Annotated in this window: 12 protein-coding genes, 16 tRNA genes and 2 rRNA genes; 22 read left to right on the top strand and 8 right to left on the bottom strand. The window is 38.8% G+C overall.

What is annotated here, in order from left to right; genetic code table 11:
- From WQ54_RS14420 to WQ54_RS14330, 19 genes are all read left to right on the top strand, one after another.
- Nucleotides 1–105: ribosomal RNA gene (locus WQ54_RS14420) — 23S ribosomal RNA — on the top strand; the annotation flags it as partial.
- Nucleotides 106–232: 127 nt separating this feature from the next.
- A 5S ribosomal RNA gene (rrf, locus tag WQ54_RS14415) occupies nt 233–348 on the top strand.
- 10 nt (nt 349–358) lie between these two features.
- Nucleotides 359–433, top strand: a tRNA-Asn gene (locus WQ54_RS14410).
- 4 nt (nt 434–437) lie between these two features.
- A tRNA-Ser gene (locus WQ54_RS14405) sits at nt 438–529 on the top strand.
- Between the two features lie 11 nt (nt 530–540).
- Nucleotides 541–615: transfer RNA gene (locus tag WQ54_RS14400), tRNA-Glu, on the top strand.
- 71 nt (nt 616–686) lie between these two features.
- Nucleotides 687–762, top strand: a tRNA-Val gene (locus WQ54_RS14395).
- A gap of 19 nt (nt 763–781) precedes the next feature.
- Nucleotides 782–858, top strand: a tRNA-Met gene (locus WQ54_RS14390).
- Between the two features lie 12 nt (nt 859–870).
- Nucleotides 871–947 (top strand) — tRNA-Asp (locus WQ54_RS14385).
- Between the two features lie 155 nt (nt 948–1,102).
- Nucleotides 1,103–1,178 (top strand) — tRNA-Phe (locus WQ54_RS14380).
- A gap of 25 nt (nt 1,179–1,203) precedes the next feature.
- Nucleotides 1,204–1,276 (top strand) — tRNA-Thr (locus tag WQ54_RS14375).
- Nucleotides 1,277–1,291: 15 nt separating this feature from the next.
- Nucleotides 1,292–1,375, top strand: a tRNA-Tyr gene (locus WQ54_RS14370).
- A 7-nt stretch (nt 1,376–1,382) separates the two neighbouring features.
- Nucleotides 1,383–1,456: transfer RNA gene (locus WQ54_RS14365), tRNA-Trp, on the top strand.
- 14 nt (nt 1,457–1,470) lie between these two features.
- A tRNA-His gene (locus WQ54_RS14360) sits at nt 1,471–1,546 on the top strand.
- A gap of 36 nt (nt 1,547–1,582) precedes the next feature.
- A tRNA-Gln gene (locus WQ54_RS14355) sits at nt 1,583–1,657 on the top strand.
- Nucleotides 1,658–1,715: 58 nt separating this feature from the next.
- Nucleotides 1,716–1,790: transfer RNA gene (locus WQ54_RS14350), tRNA-Gly, on the top strand.
- Between the two features lie 10 nt (nt 1,791–1,800).
- Nucleotides 1,801–1,874, top strand: a tRNA-Cys gene (locus WQ54_RS14345).
- 22 nt (nt 1,875–1,896) lie between these two features.
- Nucleotides 1,897–1,985 (top strand) — tRNA-Leu (locus WQ54_RS14340).
- A 23-nt stretch (nt 1,986–2,008) separates the two neighbouring features.
- Nucleotides 2,009–2,090, top strand: a tRNA-Leu gene (locus WQ54_RS14335).
- Nucleotides 2,091–2,385: 295 nt separating this feature from the next.
- The gene (locus WQ54_RS14330) at nt 2,386–2,709 is read left to right on the top strand and encodes a hypothetical protein (RefSeq protein ID WP_046517623.1); all 324 of its coding nucleotides are present in this window, start codon (nt 2,386–2,388) and stop codon (nt 2,707–2,709) included.
- A 39-nt stretch (nt 2,710–2,748) separates the two neighbouring features.
- Here the strand turns inward: WQ54_RS14330 and WQ54_RS14325 are convergent, their stop codons facing one another.
- The gene (locus WQ54_RS14325; RefSeq protein WP_046517621.1) at nt 2,749–3,921 is read right to left on the bottom strand and encodes an MFS transporter; all 1,173 of its coding nucleotides are present in this window, start codon (nt 3,919–3,921) and stop codon (nt 2,749–2,751) included.
- Between the two features lie 381 nt (nt 3,922–4,302).
- Here WQ54_RS14325 and WQ54_RS14320 point away from each other — a divergent pair, with 381 nt between their 5' ends.
- Nucleotides 4,303–4,698, top strand: coding sequence for a hypothetical protein (locus WQ54_RS14320; RefSeq protein ID WP_046517619.1), 396 nt, complete (start codon nt 4,303–4,305; stop codon nt 4,696–4,698).
- Between the two features lie 389 nt (nt 4,699–5,087).
- Here the strand turns inward: WQ54_RS14320 and WQ54_RS14315 are convergent, their stop codons facing one another.
- From WQ54_RS14315 to WQ54_RS14295, 6 genes are all read right to left on the bottom strand, one after another.
- Nucleotides 5,088–5,858 (bottom strand): SDR family NAD(P)-dependent oxidoreductase, encoded by a 771-nt coding sequence (locus WQ54_RS14315; protein ID WP_046517618.1) that lies wholly within the window; start codon nt 5,856–5,858, stop codon nt 5,088–5,090.
- Nucleotides 5,859–5,946: 88 nt separating this feature from the next.
- Nucleotides 5,947–6,603, bottom strand: coding sequence for a GntR family transcriptional regulator (locus WQ54_RS31935; protein WP_052737795.1), 657 nt, complete (start codon nt 6,601–6,603; stop codon nt 5,947–5,949).
- Nucleotides 6,604–7,075: 472 nt separating this feature from the next.
- On the bottom strand, nt 7,076–7,234 hold the full coding sequence (locus WQ54_RS33610; protein WP_156177949.1) for a hypothetical protein: 159 nt from the start codon (nt 7,232–7,234) through the stop codon (nt 7,076–7,078).
- Nucleotides 7,235–7,565: 331 nt separating this feature from the next.
- Nucleotides 7,566–8,912, bottom strand: a complete 1,347-nt coding sequence (locus WQ54_RS14305) for an MFS transporter (RefSeq protein ID WP_046517616.1) — start codon at nt 8,910–8,912, stop codon at nt 7,566–7,568.
- 144 nt (nt 8,913–9,056) lie between these two features.
- The gene (locus WQ54_RS14300; RefSeq protein WP_046517614.1) at nt 9,057–10,586 is read right to left on the bottom strand and encodes an FGGY-family carbohydrate kinase; all 1,530 of its coding nucleotides are present in this window, start codon (nt 10,584–10,586) and stop codon (nt 9,057–9,059) included.
- Between the two features lie 35 nt (nt 10,587–10,621).
- Nucleotides 10,622–11,398, bottom strand: a complete 777-nt coding sequence (locus tag WQ54_RS14295) for an SDR family oxidoreductase (RefSeq protein ID WP_046517612.1) — start codon at nt 11,396–11,398, stop codon at nt 10,622–10,624.
- A 219-nt stretch (nt 11,399–11,617) separates the two neighbouring features.
- Between WQ54_RS14295 and WQ54_RS14290 the strand changes: the two genes are divergently transcribed.
- Nucleotides 11,618–12,742: an ROK family transcriptional regulator gene (locus WQ54_RS14290; RefSeq protein WP_046517611.1), complete on the top strand. Its 1,125-nt coding sequence runs from the start codon at nt 11,618–11,620 to the stop codon at nt 12,740–12,742.
- 330 nt (nt 12,743–13,072) lie between these two features.
- Here the strand turns inward: WQ54_RS14290 and WQ54_RS32660 are convergent, their stop codons facing one another.
- Nucleotides 13,073–15,682: a family 43 glycosylhydrolase gene (locus WQ54_RS32660; RefSeq protein ID WP_084822061.1), complete on the bottom strand. Its 2,610-nt coding sequence runs from the start codon at nt 15,680–15,682 to the stop codon at nt 13,073–13,075.
- 395 nt (nt 15,683–16,077) lie between these two features.
- Between WQ54_RS32660 and WQ54_RS14280 the strand changes: the two genes are divergently transcribed.
- The gene (locus tag WQ54_RS14280) at nt 16,078–17,031 is read left to right on the top strand and encodes a ribose-phosphate diphosphokinase (protein WP_046517609.1); all 954 of its coding nucleotides are present in this window, start codon (nt 16,078–16,080) and stop codon (nt 17,029–17,031) included.
- The last annotated feature ends 120 nt before the right edge of the window (nt 17,032–17,151 follow it).

The raw sequence follows: 17,151 nt of genomic DNA, 5'->3' as shown, positions 1-17,151 counted from the left end.
TTTGTAACGTAAGATCCCTGAAAGATGATCAGGTTGATAGGTCAGAGGTGGAAGCGCGGTGACGTGTGGAGCTGACTGATACTAATCGATCGAGGACTTAACCTAATACAAATGCGTATGCTCAGTGAATGAATTGTATAATCGTTATCTAGTTTTGAAGGAATATAAAAGTTTTTCTAAAAAACACTTGAAATATCCCTTCAAAATAGTATAATAGTTTTTGTCACAATTGTCTGGTGGCGATAGCGAAGAGGTCACACCCGTTCCCATGCCGAACACGGAAGTTAAGCTCTTCAGCGCCGATGGTAGTTGGGGGTCTCCCCCTGTGAGAGTAGGACGTTGCCAGGCTAAGCAATATTCCGCAGTAGCTCAGTGGTAGAGCTATCGGCTGTTAACCGATCGGTCGCAGGTTCGAATCCTGCCTGCGGAGCCATTTTGGAGAGCTGTCCGAGTGGCCGAAGGAGCACGATTGGAAATCGTGTAGGCGGTGAAAGCTGTCTCAAGGGTTCAAATCCCTTGCTCTCCGCCACTATCATAATTGGCCCGTTGGTCAAGCGGTTAAGACACCGCCCTTTCACGGCGGTAACACGGGTTCGAATCCCGTACGGGTCACCAATTAGTAAATGAAGGCATGTTAATTACGCGACATCCTGTCGCAACACATGCAATTGAACGTCCTGTGCTTCGGAGGATTAGCTCAGCTGGGAGAGCACCTGCCTTACAAGCAGGGGGTCGGCGGTTCGATCCCGTCATCCTCCACCATATATTATATTATTATCGTCGCGGGGTGGAGCAGTCTGGTAGCTCGTCGGGCTCATAACCCGAAGGTCGCAGGTTCAAATCCTGCCTCCGCAACCAAAAAATAAAAATGGTCCGGTAGTTCAGTTGGTTAGAATGCCTGCCTGTCACGCAGGAGGTCGCGGGTTCGAGTCCCGTCCGGACCGCCATTTTTATAAATTTGAATCTAAAGTAAAAGGGTTTCAATAAGCGAGAAGGTCGAGGAAACGACTGAGCGAACACCGGAGCGTATGCGAATACGTGAGGATGTGAGTGATGGGGTTAACGAAGAAATTCGAAGTTTAGTGAAAGCCGTAAACTAAATGGCTCGGTAGCTCAGTCGGTAGAGCAATGGACTGAAAATCCATGTGTCGGCGGTTCGATTCCGTCCCGAGCCACCATTTAAGGTTAACTTTCTCATTAAATGCCGGTGTAGCTCAATTGGTAGAGCAACTGACTTGTAATCAGTAGGTTGGGGGTTCAAGTCCTCTTGCCGGCACTGTTTCATAATTATGGAGGGGTAGCGAAGTGGCTAAACGCGGCGGACTGTAAATCCGCTCCTTAGGGTTCGGCAGTTCGAATCTGCCCCCCTCCACCATTTATATAGGGGCATAGTTTAACGGTAGAATAGAGGTCTCCAAAACCTTTGGTGTGGGTTCGATTCCTACTGCCCCTGCCAAATAGACTATAATGGCGGCTGTGGCGAAGTGGTTAACGCATCGGATTGTGGTTCCGACATTCGTGGGTTCGATTCCCATCAGCCGCCCCATTTTATTAGAAGAAGCATAACTTGAATCTTAATCAATGGGCTATAGCCAAGCGGTAAGGCAACGGACTTTGACTCCGTCATGCGTTGGTTCGAATCCAGCTAGCCCAGCCATTTTTTTATCAACATTTCCATTATTCTTGCATAGGCTAAAATATACGGCTGAATATTTGCGGAAGTAGTTCAGTGGTAGAACACCACCTTGCCAAGGTGGGGGTCGCGGGTTCGAATCCCGTCTTCCGCTCCAGTTTTTAAATGGCGGCATAGCCAAGTGGTAAGGCAGAGGTCTGCAAAACCTTTATCACCGGTTCAAATCCGGTTGCCGCCTCCATTTTTACAACAACAACACCCTTGCCGGGGTGGCGGAACTGGCAGACGCACAGGACTTAAAATCCTGCGGTAGGTGACTACCGTACCGGTTCGATTCCGGTCCTCGGCACCATAAGTATTATTGATTTTGATTATGCCAGTGTGGCGGAATTGGCAGACGCGCACGACTCAAAATCGTGTTCCGTAAGGAGTGTCGGTTCGACCCCGACCACTGGTATCTATTATGATTTTTAAGAACGTTATAGCGACGGTCTTCAGCGTAATTAATCGCTGAATCTACCGTCGCTTTTTTATGCTTAAAAACTCTTACCGTTACAATAAAACTTTTTTTACATAGTCGCTTTCCTTTTAAATCTGCGGAAGAGGTATCTTTTTTATGTCAAAACGGAAATAATGTTAAATCAAGAAAATTACTCGTTTTTTGAAATTAAACAAATATTTAGACCTAACTTTGAAACCTATTTCATATTCAACCGTATTAATAATTAACATAAACAAAAAGGTGGATAGAAATGAACAGACAAACAGTTAAAACATTAAAGTATATATCCGGTGGAATTGAAGCGTTTCTAGGTATACCTGTTATAGGTGGGAGTATTATTATAGGCTTGGGCTGGACTCCATTATTAGTGATGCTAGTTTTTCATATTGTCGTATTGGTGCTTTCGAATAAAGTTGGCGTTAAAGCATACGGCAATATTCTCGGAATTGTAACGTCAGCGATCGGATGGATTCCTTTTGTCGGAATGATTATGCACATTTTATCGGCGGTATTCATTCTTTTGGATGCAGCACGTAAGGAGAAAAATCCGGATATTATTGAAATGACTAAATAAAAGAAAGGGCCCGAATTTTCCTTCGGGCCCTTATTTACTTTAATGGGCTATCTGCTTTGACGCAAACAAAAAATAAAAGAAAAATCCTCCACAAATCAAGCCAATAAATCCAAATCCTCCAAAAATATCCAAAGTGGAGGAAAAATAGCCAAACCCCAGACCTGTCATGATGAGTACTGAATTCAGCCCCAATGATTGAAACGAATCAATGGTTGCTCTCATGGAGGAGTCCATTCTATGATGCAAATATCCGCTGACAATTGGTTCAATGATACCTGAAACCAAAAATATCAAGAAAATGGCCACTAGACCTGTAAAATCTTTAATGACTGAAACATATAAAAATCCTGCAGCCAACACGGCCACAACCGTTAAAAGCAAGGTTCTGTACTTGAATCTTTTGATTAACATATGGGCAAGCAAATTTCCAGGCAGGCTCAAGGTCATAAAAATAGCTGAAAATAGTCCGAAAAAGACGACTGGAATCTCCAGCCTGTTCAAATAAAGCTGCCAAAATTCCCAAATGAAGCTAAGAGCAGCCCCTGTTACCATCCCGGAAAGGACTACGAGACAAACGCTTGGATTTCTTTTAAAGAACCTTACTAAAGAGATGATATATTCTTTAAAAGCAACGGATTCTTCGGTGTCACTTTTAACTGATGGTTCAATCAGTATCAACGAAAAGCTGACAGATAGCAGCATGCTGCAAAGTGACAGCCAATAATTAATCTCAAAGGTAAACATGCTTGCCAAAAAACTTCCGCTTACTGCTGCAAGTATCGCCGCCGTTATATCAAAGACATTCAATCGGCCAAGGTACTTTTCAAATAAGTGTTCCTTGCCATTTAGAAGCAATGAATCATAAAGCAGTGCATTTTCAGCTCCGCTCCATGCAGAACGGGCAATTCCCGACAAAAAAATAGCGGCTGCAAAATGCCAGAAATCTGTTGCGAAAATTAGGATGAGAAACATGCTGGCTTCTAATAGGGACCCAAGCAGAATCATGTTTTTCCGTCCCCACTTGTCGGCCATTATACCTGAAGGAACCTCAAGAAAAACAACGGTAATCGCAAAAATAATTTCTGTGTACACAACCATTTGAATCGTCATGCCTCTTTGTTCCCAGAACAGCCTTTCGATCACATAAGCAGGGATAAGGCTCTGAAAAAAACGAATGACATATAGTTTCCAAATATTTGACCTATAATCCATGATTTTAGCTCCTCTCCATTCTGATTACTGATTGTCATTCAGAATTTGGAGGTGCACGTGTACGATTTGACTCTAAATCTTAACAAGGAGGTCTTGCATATGTCGTCATATTTATATCTCCTTTGGTTCCATTTTTACTCTTTTTTGTTAAACTAATTATAAATAAATGGAAAAAGTTGGTCAATAGGAGGAGGAAAATGAAAAAGTTAATTAGTTTAACGTTATTTGCTTTTGCACTAATAGCATTGACTTTTTTGCTATTATCTTCTAATTTTTAAATTTGGCAAATACGATAGCTTTCAAGAGGCGGTTGAAAAGGGTATTCCATATGAAATTATTCATATCATACACACTGAGGAATATGATGGAGTAACTGTCGTTATGTATACGACTGAACCAGATAAGGAAGACTTTCCTTATGCAAATTATGAAGCACTTGCAGTTGCTTTCTTTAAAGGGAATGATCGTAAAGGCTGGGAAAACATTGGTCATCATGGATGGGCACATTATGATAATGAAAACATGACTGTTTACATAGAACCTCTCCATGTTGATAAAAACAATGGAGACATACTCCATGATTTTTCTGTTGTCTTCGGTGAAGTGAATAATGCTGAAATAGTAAAGGCAGAAACAAAATCTAGCGAAGATAAAACATTTGAGGAAGCTGAAATAATAATAAAACACGGCAAGCGTTATTACTTTCAAATTGGCAGGGAAACAATCGTTAGGGGATTATCTGAAAGCGGGGAAGTGATAGACAGACAAGGAGGGTAATCGAATACAATTGAAATATTATACTTTAATAAAGAACTTCATTCAAATGGAACACACATATTCAAATTGCCTAATATGTGTGGTACTTTTATTTTAGCTCTTTTCTAAGAAATTGTTCTATTTATAATAGGTTGTTTGACGAAAACTGTTTAAGGTTGATTGCAGCTGGTTGCGAGACTCCTGCGGGAGCAGCGGGACAGGTGAGACCCCACAGGCGTTTACGCCTAGGAGGCTCCTTCGCCCGCCCCGCGGAAAGCAATCTTCTGGAGCTGAAATCAACACTCTGTACTAATAGTTAAATAGCAACAAAGTTTGCGAAAACAGCCTTTATGTTCAACCGTTTAACCAAAATATAAAAAGATATTATACGAAATAAATACACAGAAATATTAAACGGATGTAGCTCCTTGTCCGCCATCAATACGATAATAAGATCCGGAGATAAAGGAAGCTTTATTAGAAGAAAGGAAGACCATAAGATCGGCAATTTCTTCAGGTGTTGCATAGCGTTTCATAGGAACGCTGTTTTCAAACGCAGTTCGAGCCTCATTCTCTTTTCCAGGCATGGCATTCGTTTCAATGGATTTCATCATTTGTGTATCCACCCCTGAAGGAGCAACAGCATTAACCCGTACTCCATAATCTGCCGCTTCTAGTGCTGCTGTTTTATTTAATCCAAGTACCGCATGCTTAGAAGCAACGTAAATGCCCATACCTGGAGCTCCTAGTAGTCCTCCGTTTGAAGCTGTGTTGACAACTGCACCACTTCTTTGCTCCTTCATAATAGGTAAGACATACTTTAATCCAAGGAATGCACCAAGTACATTGACACCAAAGACAGCTTGATAGTTATCCACGGTTTGTTCATCTAACAGACCAAATTTCCCGTTTATCCCAGCGTTATTGATAAACACATCAATCTGGCCGTATTTATTTTTAGTTTCCTCAACATACTTTTTAACCTCTGCCTCTTTGGACACATCAGCTGGCAGTAAAAGAATGTCCTCCGCTTCAATCGAGCTTGCGGCCTTTTCTAATGATTCTAATTTTAAATCGACAAGAGCTAATTTTGTTCCTTCCTTAGCAAAAGCCTTTGCTGCTGCAAGCCCAATTCCGCTAGCAGCTCCAGTAATTAAGGCAACTTTTCCTGATAAACTCATTTATTATTTCCCCCTATTAATAGGTTACACTCTAATAATAATCCTCTTTGTGGATTGTCGACAATTTGAGCTCAGAAGGAGAACCCTTCTAACTATTTAAAGTTTCAAGTAATAAATTAGGAATGATATCCTTTGCTCGATTAATTTGATTTTCTTTTATTAAAATGACCATATTCTCCATTTTGGGATGGAATTTGATCATAGTTTCTTTTGTCCATTTAACTTTAGCAAATACATTAAGAATATAGACTGATTCATAATAAAATTTACTAAGAGCCTTATTGCCGGCAACTTCAAAAATATAATTCGTTAATAAGCTTGAGGACTCTTGGTAACCCAGTAATTCACGAGCATGAAACATATTAGACATAACGGTAAATTTTTCATCCAGTGATTGCAAGGTATTTGGTGTCCATTTTTCTTTGGTAAAATCTAATGCCATTTGAATAAGACCAATCATTACTTCGGTATACTCTCTTATTTCATAGTCTGTAAATGATTTAACGAGCGTTCCTTTTCTAGGAATCCTTTCAACAATGTTATCGATCTGTAATAAATATAAAGCCTCTCGTACAGGAGCGCGACTTGTATTGAGCTCTTGGGCAATATACTCCTCAACAATCTTGTCTCCTGGATGTAATTCATCTTTAATGATTTTCTCTAAAATATACTTAGCAATCTGCTCTGGTAACGATTCACCAAAAGGATTTTCATTCAACTTAAAAGGGTGTGTGTTTCTTAACAAATTTTTCACTCCATAACCATATTGATTGAAGTACTAAGTAGTATTTTAGCATATTTATGGTTTTAATATGAATCAGTCGATTAGGGTGTATAGATTTGTTTAAATGAAACAAGGTAAGTAAGAGGCAGCAAAATTTTTTTGTTCCTTAAATAGAAGGCGACTATTCATTTAAAAAATATGTCATCACTTCAAATAACCTTTTTTTAGAAGGTTTAAAAAAATATAACTCATATATTCGTTATTAAAATAGTTTTGAACAGCTTCTGCTTTAATAGTAAAAAAAGTAAAAATATGGTATCAGGAAAATTGAAAAGTATTTAGTGTGAAATTAAGGGGGAATTTTTAACATAAACACCCATAAACGGGGGAGAGGTATATTTAAATCCGCACAATGGGTGTTAAAAATTTATGCTTTTTAAGTGTTACAATTCGGATTTGCTTCCAATGTTTTAAAAATGGAAATATTTCTAGATTAATAATTCCTTTTTGCTTCAAGTAAGCGGCGTTCAATTGCTGATACCATCCTAATGCCATTCTCTAACCGATAAATGACGACAAAACTAAATATCGTTGATAAGATCGTGCTTCCAATAAGGAACCATAATATCACTTGTGAGATGTTTCGATTCATATCATTAATTCCTTTCAAAATGTTCAATTCATGTACCAATAGAATATGTTCAGTACGTCGAATTATACATTTTTTTCAAATTTCTTGTTTTTAGAAGGTGTAGAAATAATTCTTAAAATAAGTTCCAAAAGCAACCTGAGCTTTAGAAGGTTTAAACCTAAGAGTAAAGGAGTACCAATTGAATAGGAGAGATAGAGCGGTCTCCCAAATCATAAAAAATCCCACTCAGCTTTAAGCCGGGTGGGACTACGTGAAATCATTGCTTATAAAAACACTAAAGCAAAGAAATAGTAGGTTGCTTGAACTAATAAAACGATTGAATCCGCTTTAATTAAAGATTAACAACCTTCTGATTCGGCAATGAACGACGGCGCTCGAGCTCTGTATCCATTTCTGCACGTTTTTCATCAAGTTTATAGAACCAGATAGTGGCTCCAATTAATAAACAGATACCTAATGGGACCCATATAAATGTTAGTTCAATATATTGTAATGCGGTTGCGGTTTGTGTGGCATTTGGAACATAACCGCCCAAATTCAGAATAACTCCTATAAAAGCACTCGCAAGGCCCATGCTTCCTTTTACCGAAAATCCTTGGAAAGCAGCAATCATACCAGCGATGCTTCGTTTCTTTTTGTACTCTGAATAATCAATGATATCCGGCTGTATGGCAAAAGTAATGCCGAAGATGCCATAAATCCCAAGTCCGGTTATAGCCAGTCCTGCAATGAGTAAGACTGCGGATGATTTTCCAAAATAAATCAGTAAATCTCCTATAATATAAATGGCAGTACTTAAAAGTAAAGCATTTTTCTTAGACATTTTCTTTTGAAGCCAAGGCAAGATTAGCAACATTGGAAGCCCTGAGAGGATTCCGAATAACCCGACAAACGTCAGCCAGTCTGTACGTTCCAGATTATACGTAAAATAATAAATGACGGTTGTATTTCTAATGACAAATAGGGCAAAGTATAGAAAATTTAAGACAAAGAAAATGAAACTATGGCCAGTCAATCCTTTTAAATCTTCTTTAAAGGAAGATTTCTCATGTGTGACAGAAGGTGGTACAACCTCTTTTGTGTTCATGAATGTAAATATAAAGATGAGCATGGCCACAACACCATAAATGCTCATTGTGATTAAAAAGCCTTTTTGAGTATCTCCTTGACCGAAGAAATCAACTAGAGGTGTTGTAATCGACATGACTAACGCTGTGCCCAGCAATGCACATATCATTCGAGTTGATACTAACCAGTTCCGTTCATGATTATCTGAGGTTAGCCTTGGTACAATCGTATTTAATGGAATATTTACCACTGTATAAGCAGTACATAGTAAGGTATACGTGACATAAGCCCAGATCAGTTTTCCAGTTACAGTGAAATCAGGAACAATAAATGTCATGACAGTAAAGATGGCAAAGGGGAGGGCGCCTATCAGAAAATAGGGTCTTCCTTGTCCCCATCTCGTTTTCGTTCGATCAACCAATAAACCCATACCTGTATCTGTTAACGCATCAATGATTTTTGTGACAAGCATTAAAGTACCTGCAGCAACTGCCGTTATTCCGAATACATCTGTATAAAAAAACATTAAGTAAGACGCCATCGTACTAAAGACCAGGTTGCATCCTAAATCTCCTGCTCCATAGCCAATTCTTTTTTTCCATTTATCCATTTGCTTCACACATCCTTTTTTGCGATTTTTTGTATATTTTTTTGTAGAATGCGCTTTAATTTTCCCCAACCTTAACGGGCAGTAAAATGACACTTAAAGTAAAAATGATTGATAACTGCCTGTTAAGATTAAATAAGTCTAACATTATAATTTAGAAAGTCTTGTCAACATTTTCATATCATGTTTTAAATGTTGATAAACAGATTTGTAAACATCGTAATAGTCATTATATTTTTCATGGTTCTGTTTGTTTGGCAAGATCTTTTCATCTAACACTTGCCATTTCTTAACATCTTCATAAGAGAGAAGACCCGTTCCAATTCCAGCAAGCATGACATCACCCATATTTGCTTCTGCGTCATGAATTGGACAGACAACTGGATAACCGGTTACATCTGCAAAGATTTGCCGCCATAGTGCTGACTTTGTTACACCGCCAGCAAGTAAGATGTATTCGCCGAGATTTTCACCTGTAGCTTCCATTGCATCTCTTAACGAAAACGCAACCGCTTCCAGGAACGCCCGGTATATATGAGCTTTTGTATGAGCTAATGAAAGACCAACGATTGTTCCTTTTGCATCAGAATCCCAAATTGGACTTCTTTCTCCCATAAAGTAAGGGAGCACAATCAGACCTTCGCTGCCTGCTGGGATTTCTTGTGCCTGTTCATTTAGCACATCGTAGGCATTTCTCCCGCCGGCTCTTTCAGCTTCAACCTCAAATTGACACATCGTTTGCCGGAACCATTTCACAATCGCACCAGCTGTAGCGCCACCGGCAAAATAATAGGAAAGTCTTTTGGCATCATATAAATATGGCCATACAATCAGATCTTTTCCTTTCACCGGTTGATCAGAAATAAGAGCTGCACACATAGACGTACCAATTGCCGCAGCATAAATTCCAGATTCAAATACCCCGAGACCGATATTGGCAGCACCGCAGTCAATCCCGCTTGCAATCACAGGCATTCCTTCAGATAGACCCAGTTCGGCTGCAGCTTCTTTTATTAAGCCGCCAACAATATCTGTTGATTCTACGATATTTTCCGGCATCATTGACAGGGGAATGTCCATCGCATCCATTAATTCCTTCGACCATGTTCTGTTATTCATATCAAATATGCCGCCAATATTTCCTGCAGAAGAATAATCAATGGCTATTTTTCCAGTCAGCTTATAGATGACATAATCATTAGGCGGAAGGAAGAGCTTTGTTTTCTTCCAATTTTCCGGTTCATGATGTTTCATCCAAAGTATTTTCGTATATCCGTAATAAGGATCTGCGCCATTATGGGTAATTTCCAGAAGCTTGACTTCTCCAATATGGTCCAACACCCACTTTGTTTCTTCTTCAGCTCTCCGGTCCATCCAAATCATGCACGGTCTTACAGGCTCCATATTTTCGTCCAATGGAATACCAGAGCCACCATATAGACCGCTAATCGCGAGGCCACGAATTTTCTCTGCTGGAATGCCTGATTTTTGTACAGTATTTTTAATCGAATCCTTCGCTGCATCCAGCCATACATCCGGCCATTGCTCAGCCCATAAAGGCTTTGGTGTCAATACATCATATTCTTGTAAATCCTGAGCAATGAGATTGCCATCTGTGTCCATTAAGATCGTCTTCGTACCAGATGTTCCGATGTCTGTTCCAAGTAGGTAGTTCATAGATTGTCTCCTTTTTACTTGATTCTATTAATCTATTAAATACATGTAAAAGCACCGTCTATAACAAAGTCAGCACCTGTCGTAAAGCTGCTTGTATCTCCTGCAAGATAGACACAGATGGATTGAAGTTCTTCTGGTTTACCCATTCGTCCGAGTGGTGCCGCGCTATTCCATTGTTCAATTAATGGCTGTAAGCTTGGAGAATTTAATGTAAGCTCCGTTCCCATATATCCCGGGCTGATACTATTAACACGCACATTTCTTTTTGCCCACTCGACTGCAAGAGATTTTGTTAACTGAATAACTCCAGCCTTTGAGGCGTTGTAAGAGCACTGCGGCTGTGGAACATTGACAATATGTCCTGACATAGAAGCGGTATTAATAATCGAACCGCCGCCTTGTTGCAGCATAACCTTACCAGCTGCTTGAGCTGTTAAAAATACACCAGTAAGGTTAATATCAATGACTTTTCTCCACTGGTCATAGGTCATTTCCTCTGCTGGAATATTCATGCAGATTCCGGCGTTACAGAAGGCAACATCTAATCGTCCAAAAACATTCAGTATTTCGTCGATCATCGCATCGACATCTTCTGGTTTTGTTACATCCGCTTTAATTGCAATCGCTTTAATTCCATTGTTTGCTTCAAGCTCTGCAGCGGTTTTTTTTGCTTCGTCGATATCCAAGTCTACAATCGCTAAATCTGCGCCTGCTTCAGCAAAAGCAGTTGCCACACTTTTACCAATTCCTCTTGCACCGCCAGTCACAAAAATTTTCTTTCCATTCAGTCTCATTTTTTCGATAATGCTCATATTCAGTCTCTCTCCTTAAGTAAATGTATTTTGTAAAATGATTTTATAAAATGTATTTACATAATAAAACTTAATTTTGAGTTCGTCAATATGAAAAAAGATAAGAATTGGCAAAACACATCTTGCCAAAGTTGTTATTACTTTCATTTGTGTGATATATTCAAAACAGTATTAAATGAACTATTTTTATAAAATTACTTTGCATAACGGGGTATTTCCATGGATCAAAGCATCACATTTAAAGATATAAAAAAAAATAATTACTCATCGATTTACCATCTCATTTATCAAAATGAAAAACTTTCTAAACAAGAAATTGCGAATCAGCTTCATCTGAGTCTGCCAACTGTTACCCAAAATCTCGTTCGCTTAGAAGGGGAAAACCTGATTAAAAAGAGCGGACATTTTGAATCATCTGTTGGCAGACGGGCAACGGCTTATGCCATATGTCCTCAAGCCAGGATTAGCATTGGTGTGGAAATTTTGAAAAAGACCGTACGTATTTTAGCAGTCGATTTGCTTGGTGTTGTGTTTCAGCAAATGGAGCTGGCGCTTTGGTATTCTAATGAAGATAGTTATTATAAGAAAGTAAGCGAAGCTGTACAGTCGTTTATCTCATCTTTAGATGTGATAGATGAGCAGGTCCTTGGTATTGGGTTTGCTGTACAAGGGCTGACATCAAATGATGGGCAAAGAATTACGTATGGAAAAATATTAAATTGGACTGGGGTAGAGATTGATGTTTTTTCTAAACATCTCAACTATCCTTGCAGGTTTGTTCATGATGCCAAATGTGCAGCAACTACGGAGCTGTGGGTAAGAAAGGATATAGGTGATGCTGTTTATCTTTCGATCGGTACACATCTTGGTGGTGCGATTATCATTAATGACCAAATTTATATGGGAAAAGAAGGACATAGCGGTACGGTCGAGCATATGACGATTGATCCCAATGGGTCTCCTTGTTACTGTGGAAAGAAAGGGTGCATGGAAACAGTAAGCTCTGTAAGTGCACTTCTAAAAGAAGATGAATCATTAGATTTCTTCTTTCAGCAGGTACGCTCTGGAGTCTCTTCATATGTGGAGAGATGGAATTCTTTTTTGGAGAATTTAGCGTTTTCGATCAACAATATCCATCTGGTCATTAATAGAGATTTTATTTTAGGCGGCCATATCTCACCTTTCCTAGAGGTAAAAGATATGGAAATCCTTCATAAAAAAGTGTATGAAAAAACTGCATTTCCAAGTAATGAGCCATTTATTTTTATTAGCCGATCACCGGAAAACGGAGTTCCTGTAGGGGCTGCCATTCCATTTATACAGACCTTTTTGAATGCAATTTGAACTAGTAGATGTTCTTGTTACTATTTGACTTTATATATAAATGAATTGAGATTCCCACATAAAAAACCCGCCATAATTTTTCGGCGGGTTTTATTCTTTTTGAACCTCCAATCTACAACAATTCTCTTTCACTCTCTTATATCAAGACCTTCTAACCATGTTAGAGAAGGTCTTTTTTATAGCCAAAAAACGATCACACCAGTCTATTAATCAAAAAACAACTGTTTAAGTCTGAGGGAAAACCTTATATAAAATTTGATAAGTTAGAACTGAAAAGGAAAAGAGATAGCCTAAGCTATCCCTTAGAGGACTGTCTTTCCTTTTACCTTTTTAAGAAGGATTTTCTATCAAAGGGTGTATGCCTTTGTTATATTCATTCTTTACTTCTATCTCTGGAAGAACGGTATTGTCATAGATTTTTAAATCATCCATTAATCCTTTGTAAGGGACATCCCAATAGTTAACTCCTAAGCTGAAGACGGAGCCTGCGGAGGTGAAAACATCTGGAAAGCTTGTGCCAGAGAACTTTTCCTCACCATTGATATAGACATGTATGTTTCCGTTATCTACGACAAAAGCCAGATGAGTCCATTGATTCGGTTGGATCGACATCCCTGTATTAGCATCATACCATCTCGTTCCTGACCAGACCATTGTATTTCCGGCTCCTGGTCCTTTTGGAACAAGGCTAACCCAGTTATTCATATCTCTAGCACCGAAGAATGTTGTTGTAAATTGTGCTAGCTCTTCAGGGTTAAGCCATAAAGAGACGCTGTATGTATGACTTTTGATCAAGCTGTTAGGCAGCTTTATACCTGATTCACCATTAAACAACGCTGCTTCACCTAGTATGCCATCACTGTATGAAATGCTGCCGCCTTCATTATTGATTCGATTCCCTGTTACGGTACCTGAATCAAAATTACCTGTTCGGTTATGGAGGTTACTATTAAATTCATAATGGGCAGTTATTTGAGGTGACATGGTAAAGCTTGTCTGATAGACTGCAAGCGGATTTGCACCATAAACCTCTACACGATACTCACCACTGTGAACATTAGTAGATAGATAATTGAAGGAAAATTCCCCTTTTTCTCCAGTCAGTGTCTGATCGATATAGTCTGAATTCCCGCTGGGATCTACTATTCTTGCAGCTATTAATCTGCCAGCTTTATTTTTTAATTGTCCTTCTATATTCACTTCTCTAGTAGAAGGGTTATAGATAACATTAACATTTTTTATTTTTTGAGGCTTCTTCTTATTTTCTATTACCTCAAGGTTAACAGTTGAAGATAAATGTCCATCTTCTGTAATAGCTGTTATGGCAGCATTTCCTTTAGAATTGGCACTCAACATCACATGAACTTCCCCTTCAGCTGTCATGTATGGCGACCCGGATACAGAAAGGACATCTGGGTTTGACGAGAAAAATTTGACGTCTTTTATCAATGCATCATCAGGTAGAGTTTTTGCTGTTAAAACTGTTTCAGTTCCTTCCTTTAAGATTTCTGAATGAATTTCAAGCTCAATCCCCTCTGCATTTGCATCTTTTAATTGAAATTCTGCTTTATCTTTATTCTCTATCGAGGTTGCTGCAGTTAATCCTAACGTATGATCTTCTTTTTGATAAAGATATAGCTGTTCATCGTTATATGCCTGAAAAGAAGACCAAGTCTGATCTGTGAGGCCGGAAACGACTTTAAATGTGGCTTGTTCTTTAAACTCCTGAGTTCCATCATTCTTTGCCAGGATAATAGTCGAACCGGCTCTTTTTAAATAATATCCTGGTTTATTTTCAGCTTGAAACGATATAAACTTTTCTCCGCTGTCAGCCAAGCCAGGTACAGTATACCATTGGTAGCCATAAGGATTTCCAGTGAGCGAGCTGATCCGTATTTCATCATTAGAGTGAAATACATATCCATTTTCGATTTTTACTTGAAGCAATTGAGGGTCATCATTTATGCCGGAAGCGGTAGGTCTCATTTTCTTGATCTTACCGTCAGGATAGTAATTCAGCTCCTCTATTGCTACCGAACGCCGATAATCCCCGCCGGTAGGCAAGGCAGCATTGTGATAAATAAAATACCATTGTCCATCGTATTCAATTATAGATTGGTGATTGGTTCCAGAGTCTCCTGTTGAATCCATTAGTTTACCGGCGAAGTTCCAAGGTCCAGCTGGGCTGTCACTTATCGCATAGCCAATTTCCTCTAGCCAATTCATAGCAAAGGAGAGATAGTACTTTCCATTATACTTGTGCAGCCAAGGAGCTTCTGTGTAGGAACCTTGCATTCCATTAATCGCAACCTGGTGAATTTCTCCATCGAGTTCAACCATATTTTCCTTCAATTTTGCATAATATAAATGGGTATTTCCCCAGTATAAATAGGCTTGTCCATCATCATCAATAAAAACAGTTGGATCAATATTATCCCAGGGTTCTTCTCCCATACTTTCCGGATTAGGAGTCATGCTGTTGCTAACTAATGGACCGCCAATCGCATCCTCCCAGCCCTCTACAGGATTATCAGAAACCGCTACACCTATTGAATACCCCTTTTCATTAGGGTCAGGGTTATAGACAGTCGTGTACCAATAAAATTTTCCGTTCCTTTCTATAACTTGCCCAGCCCATGCGGAATCACGATCCGCCCATTCAAAAATCGTTCTAGGGACGGCTCCTTCTAAAGTCCAATTGTTCATATCAGTAGAAGAGTAAATATTCCACTCTTTCAATACAAAGAAATTGTCGTTGGTGACTGCTTCATCGTGACCAACATATAAGTAAACTTTCCCGTTATGTACCAAAGCAGCAGGATCAGCACTAAAGCTTTCTTTAATCACAGGATTCCCTTTGGCAGTGATCGCATGACCAGTTCCAAAGTTTGGGGCGATTAACAAAAATATTAACAACAAAGCGGTCATTCGTTTGATCATTTAATCTTTGCCTCTTTTCTTATAGTGTTTGTTAACGCTTCCATTTAAGGGTTATAACATGTGCTTTCTTAAAGGGTTTCCTAAACCAATCGGGATAGGAGACTATTTATTTTTGACCTCCTTTCTTTTAGTTATTTATATATTTATTAATATATAATATTTATATTAATAGTAGTGTAAATAATTGGATTGGTCAATCCGTTAAGTGATCATTCTTTCATTTTTATTTGAATCATCTGAACAATCAGTTTTTTATATTAAACAATAGATAACACATAAATTAATTTTTTAGCCACAGATTTCTTAAGAACCCACTATGGAACGTTCCTCTTATAGTGTAAACTAGTACTATAATCATCGTTTATTAAAATCCTAATGGAGGTTTTCACTGTACTATGCCTAATCGCTATGAAGATTCAAATCTAAAACTGTTCACGTTAAACTCTGATCCGGAATTATCAAAAAGAATTAGTGAGATTCTCGGGGTGGAACTAGGGAAGAGTTCTGTATCACGCTTTAGTGATGGAGAAATCCAAATAAATATTGAAGAAAGTATTCGAGGCAGCGAAATTTATCTAATCCAATCAATCAGCGATCCGGTAAACGAACATTTAATGGAGCTCTTAATCATGATCGATGCATTAAAGCGTGCTTCCGCGAAAACGATTAATCTGGTGATTCCATACTATGGCTATGCGAGACAAGATCGTAAAGCGAGAGCACGGGAGCCGATTACTGCTAAGCTTGTGGCGAATCTTATCCAAAGAGCAGGTGCAAATCGTATGATTACACTTGATTTGCATGCACCGCAAATTCAAGGATTCTTTGATATACCAATTGACCATCTTTTAGGAGTTCCTACTTTGGGCGAATATTTTCAAAATAAGAACTTAGATGATATCGTTATTGTTTCCCCTGATCATGGTGGGGTGACTCGTGCTCGTAAATTGGCAGATAAGCTAAAAGCACCAATTGCCATTATTGACAAAAGACGCCCGAGACCAAATGTTGTGGAAGTCATGAATATTGTCGGAGATATTGAAGGGAAAACGGCGATTCTTATCGATGATATTATTGATACTGCTGGAACGATTACATTAGCTGCAAATGCTCTTGTCGAAAATGGGGCAAAAGAGGTTTATGCTTGCTGTACACATCCGGTTTTATCTGGACCTGCCATTGAGCGTATCAAAAACTCTACGATAAAAGAGTTAGTTGTAACAGACTCCATTAGACTTCCGGAAGAAAAACGAATTGATAAGCTAGTTGAGCTTTCTGTTGCTCCTTTAATAAGTGAAGCAATCAAACGTGTCCATGAAAAACAATCTGTTGATGAACTAGTTCAATAAATTCATTTTAAAAAAAGATCAAGCAAACCTTAAACGAAAGGTTTCTTGATCTTTTTTTTTATTAAATTTAAGGTTCATTTAAGCTAGAGCAAAATGACAGTTAAGCTTCCAGATGTAGAA

It is taken from the genome of Bacillus sp. SA1-12 (genome assembly GCF_000981385.1).
Lineage (GTDB): Bacteria > Bacillota > Bacilli > Bacillales > Bacillaceae > Metabacillus.
The sequence above is the reverse complement of the archived record's forward strand: the minus strand, read 5'-3'. Positions and strand labels throughout refer to the sequence as shown.